This window comes from Mycobacterium sp. 050134 (assembly GCF_036409085.1).
Lineage (GTDB): Bacteria > Actinomycetota > Actinomycetes > Mycobacteriales > Mycobacteriaceae > Mycobacterium.
The window spans coordinates 8,713-28,383 of record NZ_JAZGLV010000031.1; the positions used below are offsets into that span (position 1 = coordinate 8,713).

Below are 19,671 nucleotides of genomic sequence, written 5' to 3' on the forward strand. Positions count from 1 at the left end.
GGTAACGAAGAAATTAGGCAAGCCTTTGCTAAGGAGGATTCCTGGTGCACGCCCCGACCTGCGTGGAGGAGATCCGTGCGGAGGTGGCCGACCTGCTCGGCGTCGAGGTCGACGCCGTGCAGCCCGGCGGCAACCTGATTAGCCAGGGCCTGGACTCCATCCGGATGATGACGCTGGCCGGGCGCTGGCGCCGCCAGGGCATCGCCGTCGATTTCGCCACGTTGGCCGCCGAGCCGACCATCGAGGCCTGGGCGGGGCTGGTGGCAACCTCCGCGCCCACCACGGAATCCCCGCCGGTCACCGCGCCGGCCGGCCCGCCCGCGCAGGAAAGCGAGCCCTTCCCGCTCGCCCCCATGCAACACGCGATGTGGGTCGGCCGTCACGACGACCAGCAGCTCGGTGGCGTGGCCGGACACCTCTACGTAGAGTTCGACGGCGGCCCAATCGATCCCGACCGGCTGCGCGCGGCCGCCACCGCGCTGGCACTCCGGCACCCGATGCTGCGGGTCCGGTTCCTACCCGACGGCACCCAACGGATCGCCGGGCCGGACGAATGCGGCGAATTTCCCGTCGCCGTCGAAGACCTCCGCCTCGACCGGGATGCCGACGCCAGGCTGGCCGCCATCCGCGACGCGAAATCCCACCAGCAGCTCGACGGCGCGGTATTCGAACTCGCGGTGACGCGGCTCCCCGGTCGGCGCACGCGCCTGCACGTCGACCTGGACATGCAGGCCGCCGACGCGATGAGCTACCGCACCCTGATTGCCGACCTGGCGGCGCTCTACGGCGGCCGGGACCTGCCCGAATTGGGCTACACCTACCGCGAGTACCGCATGACCGTCGAGGCGCAGGAGGCGGCGACCGGGGGACGGCCGCACCCGGCCCGCGACGCCGACCGGGACTGGTGGGCGCGGCGCATTCCCGAACTGCCCGACCCGCCGGCCCTGCCGTCGATCGGCGCGCGGAAGTCGCGGCAGAGCACCCGCCGCTGGCACTGGCTGGAGCCCGCCACCCGCGACGCACTGTTCGCCCGCGCCCAGGCGCGCGGCATCACCCCGGCCATGGCGCTGGCGGCGGCGTTCGCCGACGCGCTGGCGCGCTGGTCGACCACGCCTCGCTTCCTCCTCAACGTGCCGCTGTTCGGGCGCCAGGCCCTGCACCCCGACGTCGACTCGCTCGTCGGCGACTTCACCTCGTCGCTCCTGCTCGACGTCGACCTGACCGGGGCGCGAACGGCGTCGGCGCGCGGACACGCGGTGCAGGACGCGATGCGAACGGCCGCCGCCCATTCCGCCTATTCTGGGCTGTCCGTGCTGCGCGATCTCAGCCGCCATCGCGGCACCCAGGCGCTGGCGCCGGTCGTCTTCACCAGCGCGCTGGGCCTAGGGGAGCTGTTCAGCGCCGACGTGACACGGCAGTTCGGCACGCCCGCCTGGATCATCTCGCAGGGGCCGCAGGTGCTCCTGGACGCGCAGGTCACCGAGTTCGGCGGCGGGGTGCTGGTGAACTGGGACGTGCGCGACGGTGTCTTTCCGCCGGGCGTCGTCGACGCCATGTTCGCCGCCCACGTCGACGAACTGATCCGGCTGGCCTCGGCCGACGACGCCTGGGACGCCGCGGATACGTCGCCACTGCCGGCCGGGCAGCGGGCGGTGCGCGACGCGGCCAACGGCCGCACCGCCGAGCCCAGCGGAGATGCGTTGCACGACGGGTTCTTTCGGCAGGCCGCTGCCCGGCCGGACGCGCCCGCGGTGTTCGCGTCCTCCGGCGACCTGACCTATGCGCGGCTGCGTGACCAGGCGCTGGCGGTGGCGGCGGCCCTGGGCGCGGCAGGGGTCGGCGCCGGGGACACCGTCGCGGTGATGGGTCCCAAGACCGCCGAGCAGCTGCCCGCACTGCTGGGCATCCTCGCCGCCGGTGCGGTGTACCTGCCGATCGGAGTCGACCAGCCGAGCGACCGCGCGGCGCGGATCCTGGCGACCGGAGGCGTGCGGCTGGCCCTGGTCTGCGGCGGGCGGCGCCTGTCGGTGCCGGTGGCAGAGGTGATGCTGGCCGACGTGATCCGCGACGCGCCCGCCGCGATCGACGTCCGCCTTCCGGCGGTGGACCCCGCGAGCCTCGCGTATGTCCTGTTCACGTCCGGCTCGACCGGCGAGCCCAAGGGCGTCGAGATGACGCACGACGGCGCGCTGAACACCGTCGAATTCCTCAGCGGCCATTTTGATTTCGGCGCGGGTGACCGCTGCCTGGCCCTGTCGCACCTGGAATGCGACCTCTCGGTGCTGGACGTCTTCGCCACGCTGCGCTCGGGCGGTGCGATCGTGGTGGTGGACGAAGCGCAGCGCCGCGATCCCGACGCCTGGGCCCGGCTCATCGACACCCACCGGGTCACCGTCCTGAACTTCCTGCCCGGCTGGCTCGAAATGCTCGCCGAGGTCGGCCACGGCCGACTGTCGTCCGTGCGGGTCGTGCTCACCGGCGGCGATTGGGTGCGTCCCGGCCTGGCCCACCGGCTGCGCGACCGGGCGCCGGACGTCCGCTTCGCGGGACTCGGCGGCGCCACCGAAACCGCGGTGCACGCAACCCTTTTCGAGGTGACCGAGGAGCTGCCGGCGGACTGGACCGCGGTGCCCTACGGCCGGCCGTTTCCCAACATGGCCTGCCGGGTGGTCAACGACGCGGGTGCCGACTGTCCGGACTGGGTCGCGGGCGAGCTGTGGTTCTCCGGGCGCGGGATCGCCCGCGGTTACCGGGGGCGCCCCGAACTGACCGCGCAGCGGTTCGTCCACCACGAGGGCCGGACCTGGTACCGCAGCGGCGATCTGGCCCGCTACTGGCCCGACGGCACCCTCGAATTCGTCGGTCGCGCCGACCACCGGATCAAGGTCAGCGGGTACCGGGTCGAACTCGGCGAGATCGAGTCCGCCCTGCGCCGGGTGCCCGGGGTGCGCTCCGCGGTCGCGGCCCTGTTGCCGGGCACCGACGTGCTCGCCGCCGCCGTCTGCCTCGACGACGGGGCGCTGACGGCCCAGGGGATTCGCGAGGCGGTCGCCGAATTGGTTCCCGCGCACATGGTCCCGAAGCACGTGTGCCTCGTCGAGCGCATCCCGTTCATCGGCGGCAAAATCGACCGGCGCGCCGTCACCGCCCGCCTCGCGGCGGAAATCACCGACGGGTCGTCCCCCTTCGAGGCGCCGCGGTCACGGCTCGAGCGGGCGCTCTGCCACATCGTCGCGGGCATGCTCGACCGGGACGCCGAGGCCGTGGGCATCCACGACGACTTCTTCTCCCTCGGCGGCGATTCCGTGCGGGCGACGCGGGCCGTCGCGAGCATCCGGCAGTGGCTCGATTCGCCGAGCCTGATGGTGGCCGACGTCTTCGCCGCCCGGACCCCCGCCACGCTCGCCCGGCTGCTCGTCGACCGGGAACCCGACGGTCAACGCCTCGAGCTGGTGGCCGACGTCTACTTGGAGATCGCGGACATGTCCGGCGTCGACGTGTTGACCGAGCTCGATTCGGCCGCCGCGGCGCCGGCGGCGGCCGAACCCGCCGAGCGGGAGTTCCAACCCTGGGTCAAGCGATTCACCGGCAGCACGCCGCGCGGCTCGGTGGTGGTCTTCCCGCACGCCGGCGGGGCCGCCGCGGCCTACCGCCCGCTGGCCAAAGCGCTGTCGGCCAACGACGTCGACGCCTACGTGGTGCAGTACCCGCAGCGCGCCGACCGGCGAAACCATCCCGCGCCGGACAGCATCGAGGCGTTGGCGCAGGAGCTGTTCGAGGCGGGCGACTGGGCCTCGGTGGCCCCGCTGAGCCTGTTCGGCCATTGCATGGGGGCGGTGGTCGCCTTCGAATTCGCCCGCATCGCCGAAAGCCATGGGGTGCCGGTGCGCGTCCTGTGGGCGTCCGCCGGGCAATCCCCGTCGACCGCATCCGGGTACGGCCCGCTCCCGACCGGTGCCGACGGCGTGCTGGCCGACATGGTCGACCTCGGCGGCACCGATCCCGCGCTGCTCGACGACGAGGAATTCGTCGAGCTCCTGGTGCGGGCGGTCCAGGCCGACTACCGCGCCCTGAACACCTATTCCTGTCCGGCCGACGTCCGGATCGGCGCCGACATCCACGCGCTCGGCGGCGACCGCGACCACCGGATCAGTCGGGAGGTGTTGGCCAGCTGGGAGACGCACACCTCCGGCGGATTCACCGCGTCCGAATTCGAGGGCGGCCACTTCTACCTCAACGATCACCTCGACGCGGTGGCCCGGATGGTGAGCGCCCATGCCCGATAACGATCCCGTCGTCATCGTGGGCCTGGCGCTCGAGGCGCCGGGCGGGGTCGAAACCCCCGACGACTACTGGGCGCTCTTGGCCGAACAGCGCGAGGCGCTCGGCCCGTTCCCCACCGACCGGGGCTGGGCGCTGCGCGAGCTCTTCGACGGATCGCGGCGGGAAGGCTTCAAACCTATCTGCGACCTCGGCGGATTCCTCGCCAGCGCAACGACATTCGACCCAGACTTTTTCGGCATCTCCCACCGCGAAGCGGCCGCCATGGACCCCCAGCAGCGGGTCGCGCTGCGGGTGGCGTGGCGGAGCCTGGAAAACGGCGGGATCAACCCCGACGACCTGGCCGGGCACGACGTGGGCTGCTACGTCGGCGCCTCCGCCCTCGAATACGGCCCCGGCCTGTCCGAGTTCTCCCACCACAGTGGGCATCTGATCACCGGGACGTCGCTGGCGGTCATCTCCGGGCGCATCGCCTACACGCTGGACCTGGCGGGGCCGGCGGTGACGGTCGACACCGCCTGTTCGTCGGCGATATCGGCAATCCACAGCGCCGTCCAGGCGATCCGCTGCGGCGACTGCGACCTCGCGCTCGCGGGCGCCGTCTGCGTGATGGGCACGCCGGGGTATTTCGTCGAATTCGCCAAGAAGCACGCGCTGTCCGACGACGGTCATTGCCGACCCTACAGCGCGCACGCCAGCGGAACCGTCTGGTCCGAGGGCGCCGCCATGTTCGTGCTGCAGCGCCGCTCGAGGGCGGTGGCCGACGGGCGGCGCATCCTCGCCGAGGTGCGGGCCAGCGGCCTGAACTCCGACGGACGCAGCAACGGCCTGATGGCTCCCAGCGGCGACGCGCAGCTGCGGCTGTTCCGGCGCGCGCTCACGCAGGCCGGGGTCGAGCCCGCCGGGGTCGGGATGGTCGAGGGCCATGCCACCGGAACCCGCCTCGGCGACAAGACCGAACTGCTTTCGCTGGCGGCCAGTTACGGCACCGCGCCGGCCGGCCGCGGACCGTTTCTCGGATCGGTCAAGTCCAACATTGGGCACGCACAGGCCGCGGCCGGCGCGCTGGGCCTCGCCAAGGTCATGGTGTCGGCCGACCACGCGGCAATACCGCCGACCCTGCACGTCGACGAGCCGAGCCGCGAAATCGACTGGGAGAGCCAGGGCTTGCGGCTGGCGGACAAGGTCACGCCGTGGCCGGCCGTCGACGGATGGCGCACCGCGGCGGTGTCCGCGTTCGGCATGAGTGGCACCAACACCCACCTGATCGTCTCGATGCCCGACGGGGGCAAGGTCGCGTGATGGCGCCGAAACGATTGCCCGACGGGCGAATCCCGGTGCTGCTCAGCGCACACGCCGACGACCTGGTCGCCGCGGACGCGCGGGCGATCGCCGACTACCTCGACCGCCACCCCGGGGTGACCGTGGCCGACGTGGCCGGGCAACTGCGCAAGACCCGGCGCGTCCGCAGGCACCGCGCGGTGCTGAGGGCCGGGGACCGCCGCGAACTCGTCGACGGGCTGCGCGCGCTGTCCGTCGGGCGCGAGCACCCGCTCGTCGCCCGGTCGGCCCTCGCGGCCGCGCCGCGGCAGGCGTTCGTGTTCCCGGGCCAGGGCCGGCACTGGCCGGGCATGGGTGCCGCCGCCTACCAGACGTTTGCGGGCTATCGCGCCGCGGTCGACGGCTGCGCCGAGGCGCTCGAGGCGGCCGGCGCAGGATCGGCGCTGCGCTACCTGACGTCCGCCGACGACTCCCAAGCCTGCTCGGAGATCGAGGTCCAGGCCGCGCAATTCGTGCACGCCGTCGGCCTGACCGAGCTATGGCACGGCTGCGGCGTCCTGCCCGACCTGACCATCGGCCAGAGCCTCGGCGAGGTCGCCGCGGCGTACGTCGCCGGAAGCATCACGCTGCCGGACGCCGTCGCCGTCGTCGCGGCCCGCGCGCGCGTGGTCGGCCTCCTTTCCGGCCGCTACGCGATGGCGACCCTGGGCGTCGACGCCGGGGCCGCCGAGGCCCTCATCGCGGCCACCGACGGCTGGGCGGAGCTGGCGGTGGTGTACTCCGGCTCGAGCGTCGCGGTGTCGGGCGACCGCGACGCGGTGGCCGCACTCGTCGACGCGGCGCGGGCCGGCGGCCGGTTCGCCCGCGAGATCACCGCGGGCTTCCCGGGACACACCAGCCTGCTCGAGAAGCTCCGCGACGAATTCCTCGCCCTGCTGCCCGCCGCCGAATTCGCCGACACGCCCGTGCAATTCATCGGTGGCGCCAGCGGCGATGTGGTCACCCCCGGCGTCCCCTTCGACGACTACTGGTATGCGAACCTGCGCAACACGGTGCGGCTGGACCGGGCGTTCTCCTCGGCGATCCGCTGCGGCGCGCGGTCGTTCATCGAGGTGTCACCCCATCCCGCGCTGCTGGTGTCGATCGGCCAGGTGCTCGAGGAACTTCAGGCCGAGGACGCGGCAGTGCTGGTCGGCTCGGCCCGCCGCGACGAGCCGCCGGCCGACGCGCTGTCGGCGAACATTGCCACCGCGGCGGTGGCCGACCCGGGCCACCCCTGGGGCGACTACCTGGGTACGGATAGCGTTGTCCTGCAAGGTTTTCCGAACGCGCCGATGCGGGCGATTCCGCTGTGGGCGCACCCCGAGCCGCTGCCGCCCCTGCCCGGCGCCGGCCCCACGCTCAGCGTCACGGTCGAGCGTTGGGAACCGGTGCCGCGGGCGCTGCCGTACGCCGGGCCGCCGGTGCGCGTCGCCGTGGTCGATCTGGGCCGTGCCGGCGCGCTCGGCGGGGCGCTGCGCGCGGCCATCGGGGTGCACCCGTCGGCCGAACTCGGTGCACCGGGGGAGTCCGACGTCGTCGTGGCGGTGCCGCCCGCCCTCGACGTCCGCGACGCCGGCCGGGCCGCCGACGCCGTGACCGGCCTGATCGGGGCCGGCCTACTCCGCTACGCGGGCGCGCTCGGGCCGCGGTGCCGCGCCGTCCGCCTGGTCACCGTCGGCGCCGAGCGTGTCGGTGATCAAGCCCGACTGCCGTCGGCGCTGCAGGCGGCGCTGGCCGCGATGCACCGCAGCGTCGGCCACGAGCACCCCGAGCGGGCCTTCACCCAGCTGGACCTGCCGTCCTTGGAACCGACGCCCGCGGCCGCCGCCGTCGTCGTGGAGGCGTTGCTGTCCGGTCGTGCTGACGCCGCCCTGCGCGACGTCGCCGACGGTCACGCGTTGTTCGAGCGCACGTTTCGCGACGTGGCCGCCCTGCCGGCGCCGTTGGATTCCAGCGCGCTGGAGGACGTCGTCATCACCGGCGGGTCGGGCACCGTCGGCACCCACTACGCCCGCTACCTCGCCGCGCGCGGCGCCCGGCGCATCGTCCTGCTCAGCCGCCGACCGGCCGACCCCGATTCGCTGCGGGGCCTGACGGGCCGGTACGGCACGCGGGTCGTGGCGGCCGCGTGTGACATCACCGACGCCGCCGAACTGTCCCGCGTCGCGGCGCAATACGGCGCCGGCGGCGCCTCGCTGATCGTGCACGCGGCCGGCGCCGCCGCCTTCGGCGCCACCGCGGCGGTGTCGGCGGCCGACGCCGCGGACACCTTCGCCGCCAAGGTCAAGGGGCTCGAACAACTGGCCGAACTGTGGCCCCTGCGGGCCGACGCCCGAATGTTGTTGTGTTCCTCGGTCTCCGGGTTGTGGGGCGGGCGCGGACACGCCGCGTACTCGGCCGCCAACCGGCTGCTGGACGCGCTGGCCGCCCAGATCCGGTCGGAGGGCAGGCACTGCGTGGCGGTGCGCTGGGGGCTGTGGCAAGGCCAGGCGTCCCCGGCCCGCAGCATCGCCGACGCGGCGGGCGTCGCGGACGTCGAGCGGTCCGGACTGCGCCCGATGGAACCGGGCGAGGCGATCGAGGCGAGCCTGCGTGAGTGGGGCGAGGACCCGCTGGTGTTCGCCGCAGACCCCGGCCGGCTACGAATCTTCCTGGACGGCAATCGGTCTGAGCCACTCGCCGAGCGACGGACGCCCGAGCTGCCGGTCTCGATCGTCGACGCGGTGCGCCGCGAACTGGCGGACGTCCTCGGCACCGCCCGGCCCGGCGAGATCGACCTGACCGAATCGCTCTTCGACCTGGGCATCGATTCGCTGATGGCACTGGACCTGCGCAAGCGCCTCCAGCGGACGACCGGCCGGACGGTGACCCTGGCGACGCTGATGGGCGAGATCACCGGCGATCAACTCGTCGACCAACTCGAGGGCGCGACCGAGCGCTCGAGCATAGAAGGGGGATATGGCGCGTGACTGAGATCGCCGACACCGGCGCGCGGCTCGACGCGGCCCGGCTGGAGCTCCTCCGGCGCAGGCTCGCCGAACGCGGGTTGTCCTCGGGCGCCGAGGGCCGGGGCTCCCGGCCCGACGACCGGCTGTCCGACGGCCAGGCGCGAATGTGGTTCGTGCAGATGGCCGATCCCAGCGGCGCGCTGCTCAACGTGTGCGTCTCCTACCGGATCACCGGACACGTCGACCTCGCTCGGCTGCACGACGCCGTCGACGAGGTTGCCCGGCGACACCGGATACTGCGCACCACCTACCCGGTCAGCGACGGGGGCGAGCCCCGGCCGGCGGTGCACGACGCCCTGCGGCCCGGATGGGCAGAACACGATCTCAGCGATCTGCCGGACCACGCGCGCCGGCTCCGGCTCGAAGTGCTGGCGCAGCGCGAATTCGCCACGCCCTTCGACCTTTCCGCCGACGCGCCGCTGCGGATCACCGTCGCCCGCACGGGACCCGACGAACACGTGCTGCTCCTGGTCGCCCACCACATCGCCTGGGACGACGGCTCCTGGCAGGTGTTCTTCGCCGACCTGACCAGGGCTTACACCGGCGCCGATCTAGGACCGGAGCGCCACGCGTCAGCGCCCGCCGGCCCCGACACCACCGAGGCCGACCTCGACTACTGGCGGGCCGTGATGGCCGACCCGCCCGAGCCGCTGGAACTGCCCGGCCCCGCCGGCACCAACATGCCGACCAACTGGCGCGCCGCCCGCAGCACGCTGCGGCTCCACGCCGACGTCGCCCAGCGGGTGACCGCGACGGCGCGCGACACCGGCTGCACCCCCTACATGGTGCTGCTGGCCGCGTTCGGCGCCCTGATGCACCGCTACAGCCACAGCGACGACTTCCTGGTGGCCGCGCCGGTGCTCAACCGCGGCGCCGGAACCGACGACAGCATCGGGTATTTCGGCAACACGGTGGCGCTGCGCCTGCGCCCGCGCCCGGCCATGACCTTCCGCCAGTTCCTGACGGCGACATGCGACGTCGCCACCGGCGCGTTCGCGCACCAGCGGGTCAGCATCGATCGCGCGGTGCGCGAGCTGAACCCGGACCGCCGCCACGGGGCCGAGCGGATGACCCGGGTCAGCTTCGGCTTCCGCGAACCCGACGGTGGCGGCTTCCGGCCGCCCGGCGTCGAGTGCGAGCGTTACGACCTGCGCAGCAACCTCACCCAGCTCCCGCTCGGCTTCATGGTCGAATTCGACGGCGCCGGAGCGCTAATCGAGGCCGAACACCTCCTGGACATCCTCGAACCCGCACTGGTTCGCCAACTGCTCGACCACTTCGCCGTGCTACTCGACGACGCCCTCGCCGCGCCGGACAAGCCGTTGGCCCGGCTGGACCTGATGGGCGAGGCCGACGCGGCGTGGCTGCGCGAGGTGTCGCGCGGGGAGTCCTTCGACACCGCCCCCAGCACCCTCGCCGAGCTGGTGTCCGCTCAGGCCGCGCGCACCCCCGACGCCGTCGCCATCCGCTACGAGGGCGGGCCGTTCACCTACTGCGACATCAACGCGGCGGCAAACCGGCTGGCGCACTGGCTCATCGAGCGGGGGATCGGCGCCGAGGACCGGGTCGCCGTGCTGCTGGACAAGTCACCGGACCTGGTCATCGCCGCGCTGGGGATCGCCAAGGCCGGCGCGGTATACGTGCCCGTCGACCCCACCTACCCGCCGGACCGCCTCACCTTCATCCTCGACGACTGCGTCCCGAAGCTGGTGCTACGCGAACCGGTCGCTGACCTGTCCACCCACCGCGCCGACGACCCCACCGACGCCGACCGAGTCCGGCCGCTGCGGCCCGACAATACCGCCTACGTGATCTACACGTCGGGAACCACCGGGCTGCCCAAAGGCGTTGCGGTGCCGCACCGCCCGGTCGCGGAGTACTTCGCGTGGTTCCGGGGCGAATACGGCGTCGACGCCACCGACCGGCTGCTGCAGGTCGCGTCGCCGAGCTTCGACGTGTCGATCGCAGAGATCTTCGGCACGCTGGCCTGCGGCGCGCGGATGGTGATCCCGCGCCCGGGCGGCCTCAACGACATCGGTTACCTCACCGCCCTGCTGCGCGACGAGGGCATCACCGCAATGCATTTCGTGCCGTCCCTGCTGGGCCTGTTCCTGTCGCTGCCCGGGGTCAACGAGTGGCGCACGCTGCAGCGGGTGCCCATCGGGGGCGAGCCGCTGCCCGGCGAGGTGGCCGACAAGTTCCACGCCACGTTCGACGCGCTGCTGCACAACTTCTACGGACCCACCGAAACCGTCATCAACGCCAGCCGGTATAAAGTCGAGGGCCCGCAGGGCACCCGCATCGTGCCCATCGGCCGGCCCAAGATCAACACCACCATGTACCTTCTCGACGACGCGCTGCAACCGGTGCCGGTCGGCGTCATCGGCGAAATCTACCTCGGCGGAACGCATCTGGCGCGCGGTTACCATCGCCGCCCGCGGCTGACCGCCGAACGCTTTGTCGCCGACCCCTTCAGCCCGGGCGCCCGGATGTACCGCACCGGGGACCTCGCCCGCCGCAATGCGGACGGCGACGTCGAATTCGTCGGGCGCGCCGACGAACAGGTCAAGATCCGCGGCTTCCGCATCGAATTGGGTGACGTCGCCGCGGCGATCTCGGTCGACCCCAGCGTGGGGCAGGCCGTTGCGGTGGTGAGCGACCTGCCGCGGCTGGGCAAGAGCCTGGTCGGCTACGTGACGCCCGAGGTGGGCGACGACGGCAGGGCCGACGTGTCGGCCGTCGACCTCGACCGGATCAGGGCCCGGGTGGCCGCCGCGCTGCCCGAATACATGGTGCCGGCGGCGTACGTCGTGCTCGACGAGATCCCCATCACCGCGCACGGCAAGATCGACCGGCACGCGCTGCCCGAACCCGAGGTCACCGCCGGCGCCGAGTTCCGCGAACCGGGGACGGCGACCGAACGGCGGGTCGCCCAACTGTTCGCCGAACTGCTCGGCCGCGACCGGGTGGGCGCCGACGACTCCTTCTTCGACCTCGGCGGCCACTCGCTGGTGGCGACGAAATTCGTTGCGGGGGTGCGCAATGCGTTCGGCGTCGACGTGGGCGTGCGGGAGATCTTCGAGCTGGCGACCGTGGCGCGGATCGCTGGTCACATCGACACGCTCGACGCCGGGCCGGCCCGGCCGCGGTTGGTGCCGGTCGCGCGGGACGGTGCCGCGCCACTGTCGCCGTCGCAGCTGCGGAGCTGGTTCACCTACCGGTTCGACGGCGCCAACGCCGTCAACAACATTCCGTTCGCGGCCGCCCTGCGCGGCCCCTGCGACGCCGACGCGCTGGCGGCGGCCATCACCGATGTCGTGGCGCGGCACGAGATCCTGCGCACCACCTACCGCGAGATCGACGGGGTGCCGCACCAGATCGTGCACCCGCCCGCTGAGGTGCCGGTCCGCCGCGCCGACGGGCCCGATGAGGACTGGCTGCGGGCCAGGCTTGACGACGAGCGGCGCCACGTCTTCGACCTGGAGACCGACTGGCCAATCCGCGCGGCGCTGCTGAGCGTGCCGGGCCAGACCGTGCTGTCGCTGGTGGTGCACCACATCGCCGGCGACCAGTGGTCCGCGGGCGTGCTGTTCACCGACCTGCTGACCGCCTACCGGGCCCGGGCGCAAGCCAGGCGTCCCGCCTGGGAGCCGCTGCCCGTGCAGTACGCGGACTACGGTGCCTGGCAGGCGGCGCTGCTGAACGAGGCGGCGGGAGTCGCCGGCCGCCAACGCGATTACTGGGTGCGCCAGCTGGCCGGGTTGGCCCCCGCAGGCGGCCTGCGCCCGGACTTCGAGCGCCCGGCCCTGCTCAGCGGCGCGGGTGACGCCGTCGAGTTCGAGTTCGGGCCGGCGACCCGCCGGAAGCTGACCGCCCTGGCCCGCGACCTCGGCGTCACGGAGTTCATGCTCCTGCAGGCCGCCGTCGCGGTCGTGCTGCACAAGGCGGGCGGCGGCACGGATGTTCCCATCGGCACCCCGGTGGCGGGCCGTGGCGAGGTCGACCTGGACCGGCTGATCGGGTTCTTCGTCAACATCGTGGTGCTGCGCAACGACCTGCACGGTGATCCGACGCTGCGCGAGGTGCTGCGGCGGACGAGGGAGATGGCGCTGGCGGCCTACGCCCACCAGGACCTGCCGTTCGACCGGGTGGTCGATGCCGTGCGGCCGGAGCGGTCGCTGTCGCGCAACCCCCTGTTCGACGTGGTGGTGCACGTGCGCGAGCAGCTGCCGCAGGGCCAGGTGATCGACAGCGGGCCCGACGGTGACACCACGTTCAGCGCGCTCGAGCCGACGTTCGACGTCGCGCACGCCGACATGTCCGTCAACTTCTTCGCGTCCGAAGACGGCTACCGCGGCCAGGTCATCTACCGCCCCGAACTGTACGAACGCGGGAGCGTCGAACGGTTCGCCGGCTGGTTGGGGCGCGTCCTCGACGCGTTCGCCGACCACCCCGATCGGCGGCTCGGCGACGTCGAGATCGGCAGTGCGGAGGAGAGGCGGCGCATCCTGGACCGCTCGGGTGCGGCGCTGGTGTACGTGCTGGACGCCGCGCTGAAACCCGTGCCGGTCGGTGTGGTGGGCGACGTGTACTACGGCGGTGGACCGGCCGCGAGCGCCCGGCTGCCGGAGGCGGCGTCGACGGCCGCCCGGTTCGTCGCCGATCCGTTTGCGGCCAAACCGGGTTCGAGGCTGTACCGCACCGGTGAGCGGGGCGTGTGGGACGACGGCGGGCAGCTGGTGTTGCTGCCCGGGACCGCGACTTCGGCCGCGCCGCGGCCCACGCCGGCCCCCCGGGCCTCCCGGCCCGCCGAGCCGCCCCGAACCGCCACCGAACGCACCCTGGCCACCATCCTCGCCGCCGTGCTCGACGCCGGGGACGTCGGGCGCTCCGACGAGTTCTTCGGCCTGGGCGGGGACAGCATCTGCGCGGTGCGGGTGGCCGCGCAGGCGCGCGACGCCGGCCTGCCGCTGACCCCGAGGATGGTGTTCGAGCATCCCGTGCTGCACGAGCTGGCCGCTGCCCTCGACGCCAAGTCGGACGGCGAAACCGATTCGGCCGACGCGCATCACGCGCCGATGAGCGCGTCGGGGCTGTCCGCCGACGAACTGGCGGAGCTGACCTCGTCGTGGGGTCACCGGCCGTGACGCGGGCCGACGAGCGACCGGCCATCGAGGACGTGCTGGCACTGAGCCCCCTGCAGCAGGGGCTGTTCTCGATGGCGGCGCTGAGCGACACCGAATCCGGCGACGCCGACCCGTACGTCATCGCCATGGCCGCCGACGTGGCCGGGCCGCTTGACGTCGCCGTGCTGCGCGCCTGCGCCGCGGCGATGCTGACCCGGCACCCGAACCTGCGGGCGAGCTTCGTGCACGGCAACCTCAGCCGGCCCGTGCAGGTGATCCCGGCCAGCGTCGAGGTGCCCTGGCGCTGCGTGCGCGCCGAACCCGGCGACGTGGGAGCGCTGGAAGCTGAAGAGCGCAGCCGCCGTTTCGATCTGGGCCGCGGCCCGCTGATCCGGTTCCTGCTCATCGAACTGCCCGAGCAGCGGTGGCGGCTGTCGGTTGTCGCGCACCACATCGTCATCGACGGGTGGTCGCTGCCGCTGTTCGTCTCCGAGCTGCTCGCGCTGTACCGGGCCGCCGGGGATCCCGCCGCGCTGCCGCCCGCACCCCGGCCCTACCGCGACTACATCGGCTGGCTGGCGGCCCGCGACCAGTCGGCCGGCCGGGCGCTGTGGGCCGAGCACCTCGGCGGCCTGGACGGCCCGACGTTGCTGTCGCCGGCGCTCACCGCCACCCCGCGCGGGGCGGGCATCCCGCGGCGCACCGCGCTGGACCTCGACGCCGACGCCACCGCCGCGCTGGCCGAGGCCGCCCGGGCCCGCGGGGTGACGCTCAACACGCTGGTCCAAATGGCATGGGCGGTAACCCTTTCGGCGATTACCGACCGCGCGGACGTGACCTTCGGCGTGACAGTATCGGGCAGGCCGGGCGAACTGTCCGGCGTCGAGACGATGGTCGGGCTGTTCATCAACACCGTCCCGTTGCGGGTGCGGCTCGAACCCCGGCGCACCGTCGGCTCGCAATGCCTTGCCTTGCAACGGGAAGCGGCTATGCTACGCGACCACAGCTATCTGGGGCACGCCGAACTGCGGTCGATCGCCGGCGTCGGCGAGCTGTTCGACACCCTGCTGGTGTACGAGAACTTCCCGCCCGGCGAGGTGGTGGGCGCCACCGAGCTCGCCGCCAACGGCGCGACCTTTCGCCCGGTGGCCCTGGACAGCGTCTCGCATTTCCCGGTGACCATCGCCGCGCACCTGACGGCGGGGCGCCTGACCGTCCTGGTGGAGGTGCTCGACGGCGCGCTGGGCAGCATGGCGCCGGCCGAACTCGGCGGCCGCCTGCTGGCGGTGTTGCGGCGGTTGGTGGTGTCGTGGGACCGGCCGCTGCGTGAGGTCGACGCCCTGCTCGACGCCGAGCGCGCCGCCGCGGTGGCCGGCCCGCCCCACCCCGGCGCGCCGGGCGGCGCGGTGCACCTCCGATTCGCCGAAGTCGCTGCCGCGCAGCCGGATGCGGTCGCGCTGCGATGGGCCGACGGCCGGCTGACCTACCGGCAGCTCGAAACCCGGTCCGACCGGCTGGCCGCCGCGCTCAGCCGGGCCGGCGTGGCCGACGAGACCCCCGTCGCGATCGTGCTGCCCCGGGGCCCGAGCTACGTGGTCGCCATGCTGGCGATCCTGAAGGCCGGCGGCATGATCGTGCCGCTGGACCCGTCGATGCCGGCCGAGCGGGTGAGCGAGATCGTGCGCCAAACCTCGGCCCCCGTCGTCGTCGACGAGGACGCGATCGCGGCGGCCGAAACCCCAGAGCCGCCCGATGATTACCGAGCGGCCACGGTGGCGCCCGGCGGAGCCGCCTACGCGGTGTTCACCTCGGGCACGACCGGCGCGCCGAAGGGGGTCATCGGCACCCACGGCGCCCTGCTGGCCTACGCCGGCGACCACATCGACCGCGTGCTGCGGCCGGCGGCGGCCCGAATCGGGCGCCGGCTGCGCGTCGCGCACGCGTGGTCCTTCACCTTCGACGCGGCGTGGCAACCGTTGGCGGCCCTGCTCGACGGGCACTCGCTGTACATCGTCGACGACGCCCGCCAGCGCGACGCCGAGGCCCTGGTCGATCTGATCGACCGGTGCGGGCTCGACATGATCGACACCACGCCGTCGATGTTCGCCCAGCTGCGCAGCGCGGGACTGCTCCAGCGGGTGCCACTGGCGGTCCTCGCGCTGGGGGGCGAGGCCGTGGGCGCCGCGGAGTGGGACGGGATCCGCGCCGAATGCGCGCGAACGGCCATGACGGCCTTCAACTGCTACGGGCCGACCGAAACCACCGTGGAGGCCGTCGTCGCCGCCATCGACGAGCGCCCGCGACCCACGATCGGGCGCCCGACCCGCACCACCCGCGCCTACGTCCTGGACTCCTGGCTGCGCCCGGTGCCCGACGGCGCCGCCGGCGAGCTGTACCTGGCGGGCGGCCAGCTGACCCGCGGCTACCTCGGGCGCGCGGCCGAAACGTCCACCCGCTTCGTCGCCGACCCGCACGCCAACGGCGGACGCATGTACCGCACCGGTGACGTGGTGCGGCGCATGCCCGACGGCGGTCTGGAGTTCTTGGGCCGCAGCGACAACCAGCTGAAGATCCGTGGCTTCCGCGTCGAGCCGGGGGAGATCGCCGCGGTCCTAAGCGGCCACCCGGGGGTGCACGGAGCCCACGTGGCGACCCGGGCCCACGCCAGCGGTCCCCGGCTCGCCGCCTACGTCGCGGGGGGGACGAACCCGCCGGCCCCGGCCGAACTCCGAACGCTTCTGTCCGACCGGCTGCCCCGCCACCTGGTTCCCCACCACATCGTCGTCCTGGCCCGGTTACCCCTGACCCCACACGGCAAGATCGACGAAAAAGCGCTGGCCGCAGTCGATCTGGCCGAGGGTCCCGCGACGCCGGCCCAGACGCCCACCGAGACGGCGCTGGCCGAGGCGTTCGCCGACGTTCTGGGAACGGACACCGGCGCCGTCGACGTCAGCGCCGGCTTCCTGCAGCTGGGTCTGGACAGCATCGTGGCCCTGTCGGTCGTGCAGGCCGCGCGCCGGCGCGGCATCGCGCTGCGGGCCAGGCTGATGGTGGAATGCGAGACGATCCGGGAACTCGCCGCGGCCATCGACGCCGCCGTGGCGCAGCCGCCGCCCCTCGGCGACGCGGAGACGGGCAAACCGATCCCGGTGCTGCCCAACGTCTATTGGCTCTACGAGCACGGTGACCCGCGCCGCCTCGCGCAGACCGAAGTCATCAGGCTGCCCGGGGCCACCACCCGCCGGGGTCTGGACGCGCTGCTGTCCGCCGTCGTCGAGGGGCATGAGGTGCTGCGGTGCCAGCTGGACCGCGGCGCGATGACGCTTGTCCCGCAACCGAAAACTGACCTTCTCACCGAGGTGTGGGCCGGCGGTAACCTGGTCGACGAAGTCGCGAAGCAGGTACAGCACGCGACCGAGGTCCTCGACCCGGAGGCCGGCCGGCTCATGTCGGCGGTGTGGCTGCGCGAGCCCGGCGCCCCAGGCGTGCTGGTGCTGACGGCCCACGTGCTGGCGATGGATCCCGCCTCGTGGCGCATCGTGCTGAGCGAACTCGACGCCGGCCTGCATGCCCTCGCCGCGGGGCGAGGGCCGGTACCCGCGCGTGAGCACACCAGCTACCGGCGGTGGTCGGGGCTGCTGGCCGAGCGGGCCCGTACCCTGGACACCGAAGGCTTCTGGGCCGCCGAAATCGAAGGCCCCGACCCGCGATTGGGCGCCCGCCGGTTGCGGCCGGAGACCGACCGGGTCGGCGATGTGACGATCAGCGTCTCGGCCTGCGGCGCCGATCTGACCGCCCGCCTGCTCGCCAAGGCCTCGGCGGCGCGACCGATCGACGAGCTGCTGGTCACGGCGGCCGCGCGCACGGTGACCGCGTGGCGGCGCGGCCGCGGCCAGGCCACACCGGCGCCCCTGCTGGCGCTCGAGACGCATGGCCGCGCGGAGGTCGACATCGACGGGGCGGCCGATACCAGCGACACCGTCGGCCTGCTCAGCGCGATCTTCCCGCTGCGCATCCACGCCGACGGACCCACCGACTTGGCCCGCATCCCGGGCAGCCGCGTCGACTACGGCCTGCTGCGCTACCTGCGGCCTGACGGCGGGCTGCGCCATCACCCCGAACCCCAGCTGTTGCTCAACTACCTCGGCGGCCTCCACGTCGGCGTCGGCGAGCTGAACCTCGATCGCGAACTGCTGTCGGGCGTGCGGTGGGCGCCGGAACCGCACCAGGCGGTGCGCCACGAGCTAACCGTGGTGGCGGGCATCCTCGGGACGGGCGATGCGCGCGTGCTGGCCACCCAGTGGCGGACGCTGCCCGACATTCTCGGCGACACCGAGATTGCCGCGCTGCAACAGATCTGGACCGAACAGCTGGAGGAGTTGGCGCGATGAGCACACTGGCGATCCTGGGCGCGGGGGCGAAGGCGGTGGCCGTCGCCGCCAAGGCATCGGTGTTGCGCGACATGGGCGTCGAGGTGCCCGAGGTGGTCGCGGTCGAGCGCGCCGGCGTGGGGGCCAACTGGCGGGCCAGCGGTGGCTGGACCGACGGGGCGCATCGGCTGGGCACCAGCCCTGAGAAGGACGTCGGCTTCCCCTACCGCTCGGCGCTGGTTCCCCGCCGCAACGCCGAACTCGACGAACGGATGACCCGCTACAGCTGGCAGTCCTACCTGATCGCGACGGGGTCGTTCGCCGAATGGGTCGACCGCGGCAGGCCGGCCCCGACCCACCGCCGGTGGAGCCAGTACCTGGCCTGGGTGGCCGACCACGTCGGCCTCAATGTGGTGCACGGCGCGGTGGAGGGGCTGGCCGTGACCGGCGACCGGTGGGTGCTGCACACGCGGGAAGCCAGCGTGGACGCCGACGCGCTGATGATCACCGGGCCGGGCCAGGCGGAGAAGTCGCTGCTGCCCGGCAACCCGCGGGTGCTGTCGATCGCGCAGTTCTGGGATCGCGCCGCGGGCCACGACCGCATCACCGCCGAGCGGGTGGCGGTGATCGGTGGCGGGGAGACGGCCGCCTCGATGCTCAACGAGCTTTTCCGGCACCGGGTTTCGACCATCACGGTCATATCGCCGCAGGTGACGCTGTTCACCAGGGGGGAGGGCTTCTTCGAGAACTCGCTGTTCTCGGACCCGACCGATTGGGGGGCGCTGACGCTGGACGAACGCCGCGACGCGCTGGCCCGCACCGACCGCGGCGTGTTCTCGGCGACCGTGCAGGAGGCGCTGCTGGCCGACGACCGCATCCACCACCTGCGCGGCCGGGTCGCGCACGCGGTGGCGCGTCAGGGGCAGATTCGGTTGACGCTGTCGACCAACCGGGGCAGCGAGCACCTCGAGACCGTGCACGGCTTCGACCTCGTCATCGACGGCTCGGGCGCCGACCCGCTCTGGTTCACCTCGCTGTTCCGGCAGGACGCCCTCGACCTGCTCGAGCTGGCGCTCGGTCGGGCCCTCAACGTGGAGAGCCTGCAGGAAGCGATCGGCCACGACCTGTCCGTCGTCGACATGACCCCGAAGTTGTTCCTGCCCAACCTGTCCGGGCTCACCCAGGGTCCCGGCTTCCCCAACCTCAGCTGCCTGGGACTGCTGTCCGACCGGGTTTTGGGGGCCACCGTAGGCGCCGCGGGTGGGGGCGACCCGTCCAGGCGCCACACGACGACGATGGAGACGCGATGAGCACCAATCCCTTCGACGACGACAACGGCGCCTTCCTGGTGCTGGTGAACGGCGAGGAGCAGCACAGCCTGTGGCCCGCAGCAGCCGGCGTACCCGCCGGCTGGCGGGTGGCCTTCGGCGAGGCCGACCGCGCCGCCTGTCTCGACTACGTCGAACAGCACTGGACCGACCTGCGCCCGAAGAGCCTGCGCGAGGCCATGGCCCACGACATAGCTCACGAGATGGCCCACGACTGACCGTCCGAGCGTGCCCG

At 73.0% G+C, this 19,671-nt stretch carries 7 protein-coding genes; all 7 read left to right on the forward strand.

Going from position 1 to position 19,671, the window contains the following annotated elements:
- Positions 1-41: 41 nt before the first annotated feature.
- From SKC42_RS25305 to SKC42_RS25335, 7 genes are read left to right on the forward strand one after another with little or no spacing between them, the layout of a single operon-like run.
- Positions 42-4,286 carry a non-ribosomal peptide synthetase gene (locus tag SKC42_RS25305; protein ID WP_330967012.1) on the forward strand — a complete coding sequence of 1,415 codons (4,245 nt, stop codon included), beginning with the start codon at positions 42-44 and terminating at the stop codon, positions 4,284-4,286.
- Positions 4,276-5,583, forward strand: coding sequence for a beta-ketoacyl [acyl carrier protein] synthase domain-containing protein (locus tag SKC42_RS25310; protein ID WP_330966987.1), 1,308 nt, complete (start codon positions 4,276-4,278; stop codon positions 5,581-5,583). Before SKC42_RS25305 ends, SKC42_RS25310 begins: the two co-directional genes overlap by 11 nt.
- Entirely contained in the window at positions 5,583-8,573 is a 2,991-nt protein-coding gene (gene mbtD / locus SKC42_RS25315; protein ID WP_442932261.1) for a mycobactin polyketide synthase MbtD, read from the forward strand. Before SKC42_RS25310 ends, mbtD begins: the two co-directional genes overlap by 1 nt.
- Entirely contained in the window at positions 8,570-13,759 is a 5,190-nt protein-coding gene (locus SKC42_RS25320) for an amino acid adenylation domain-containing protein (protein ID WP_330966988.1), read from the forward strand. The genes mbtD and SKC42_RS25320 overlap by 4 nt, the downstream gene beginning before the upstream one ends.
- Positions 13,756-18,129 carry an amino acid adenylation domain-containing protein gene (locus SKC42_RS25325; RefSeq protein WP_442932263.1) on the forward strand — a complete coding sequence of 1,458 codons (4,374 nt, stop codon included), beginning with the start codon at positions 13,756-13,758 and terminating at the stop codon, positions 18,127-18,129. The genes SKC42_RS25320 and SKC42_RS25325 overlap by 4 nt, the downstream gene beginning before the upstream one ends.
- Positions 18,126-19,418 (forward strand): NADPH-dependent L-lysine N(6)-monooxygenase MbtG, encoded by a 1,293-nt coding sequence (mbtG, locus tag SKC42_RS25330; RefSeq protein WP_330966990.1) that lies wholly within the window; start codon positions 18,126-18,128, stop codon positions 19,416-19,418. Before SKC42_RS25325 ends, mbtG begins: the two co-directional genes overlap by 4 nt.
- Positions 19,415-19,654 (forward strand): MbtH family protein, encoded by a 240-nt coding sequence (locus SKC42_RS25335; protein WP_330966991.1) that lies wholly within the window; start codon positions 19,415-19,417, stop codon positions 19,652-19,654. The genes mbtG and SKC42_RS25335 overlap by 4 nt, the downstream gene beginning before the upstream one ends.
- Positions 19,655-19,671 lie beyond the last annotated feature (17 nt).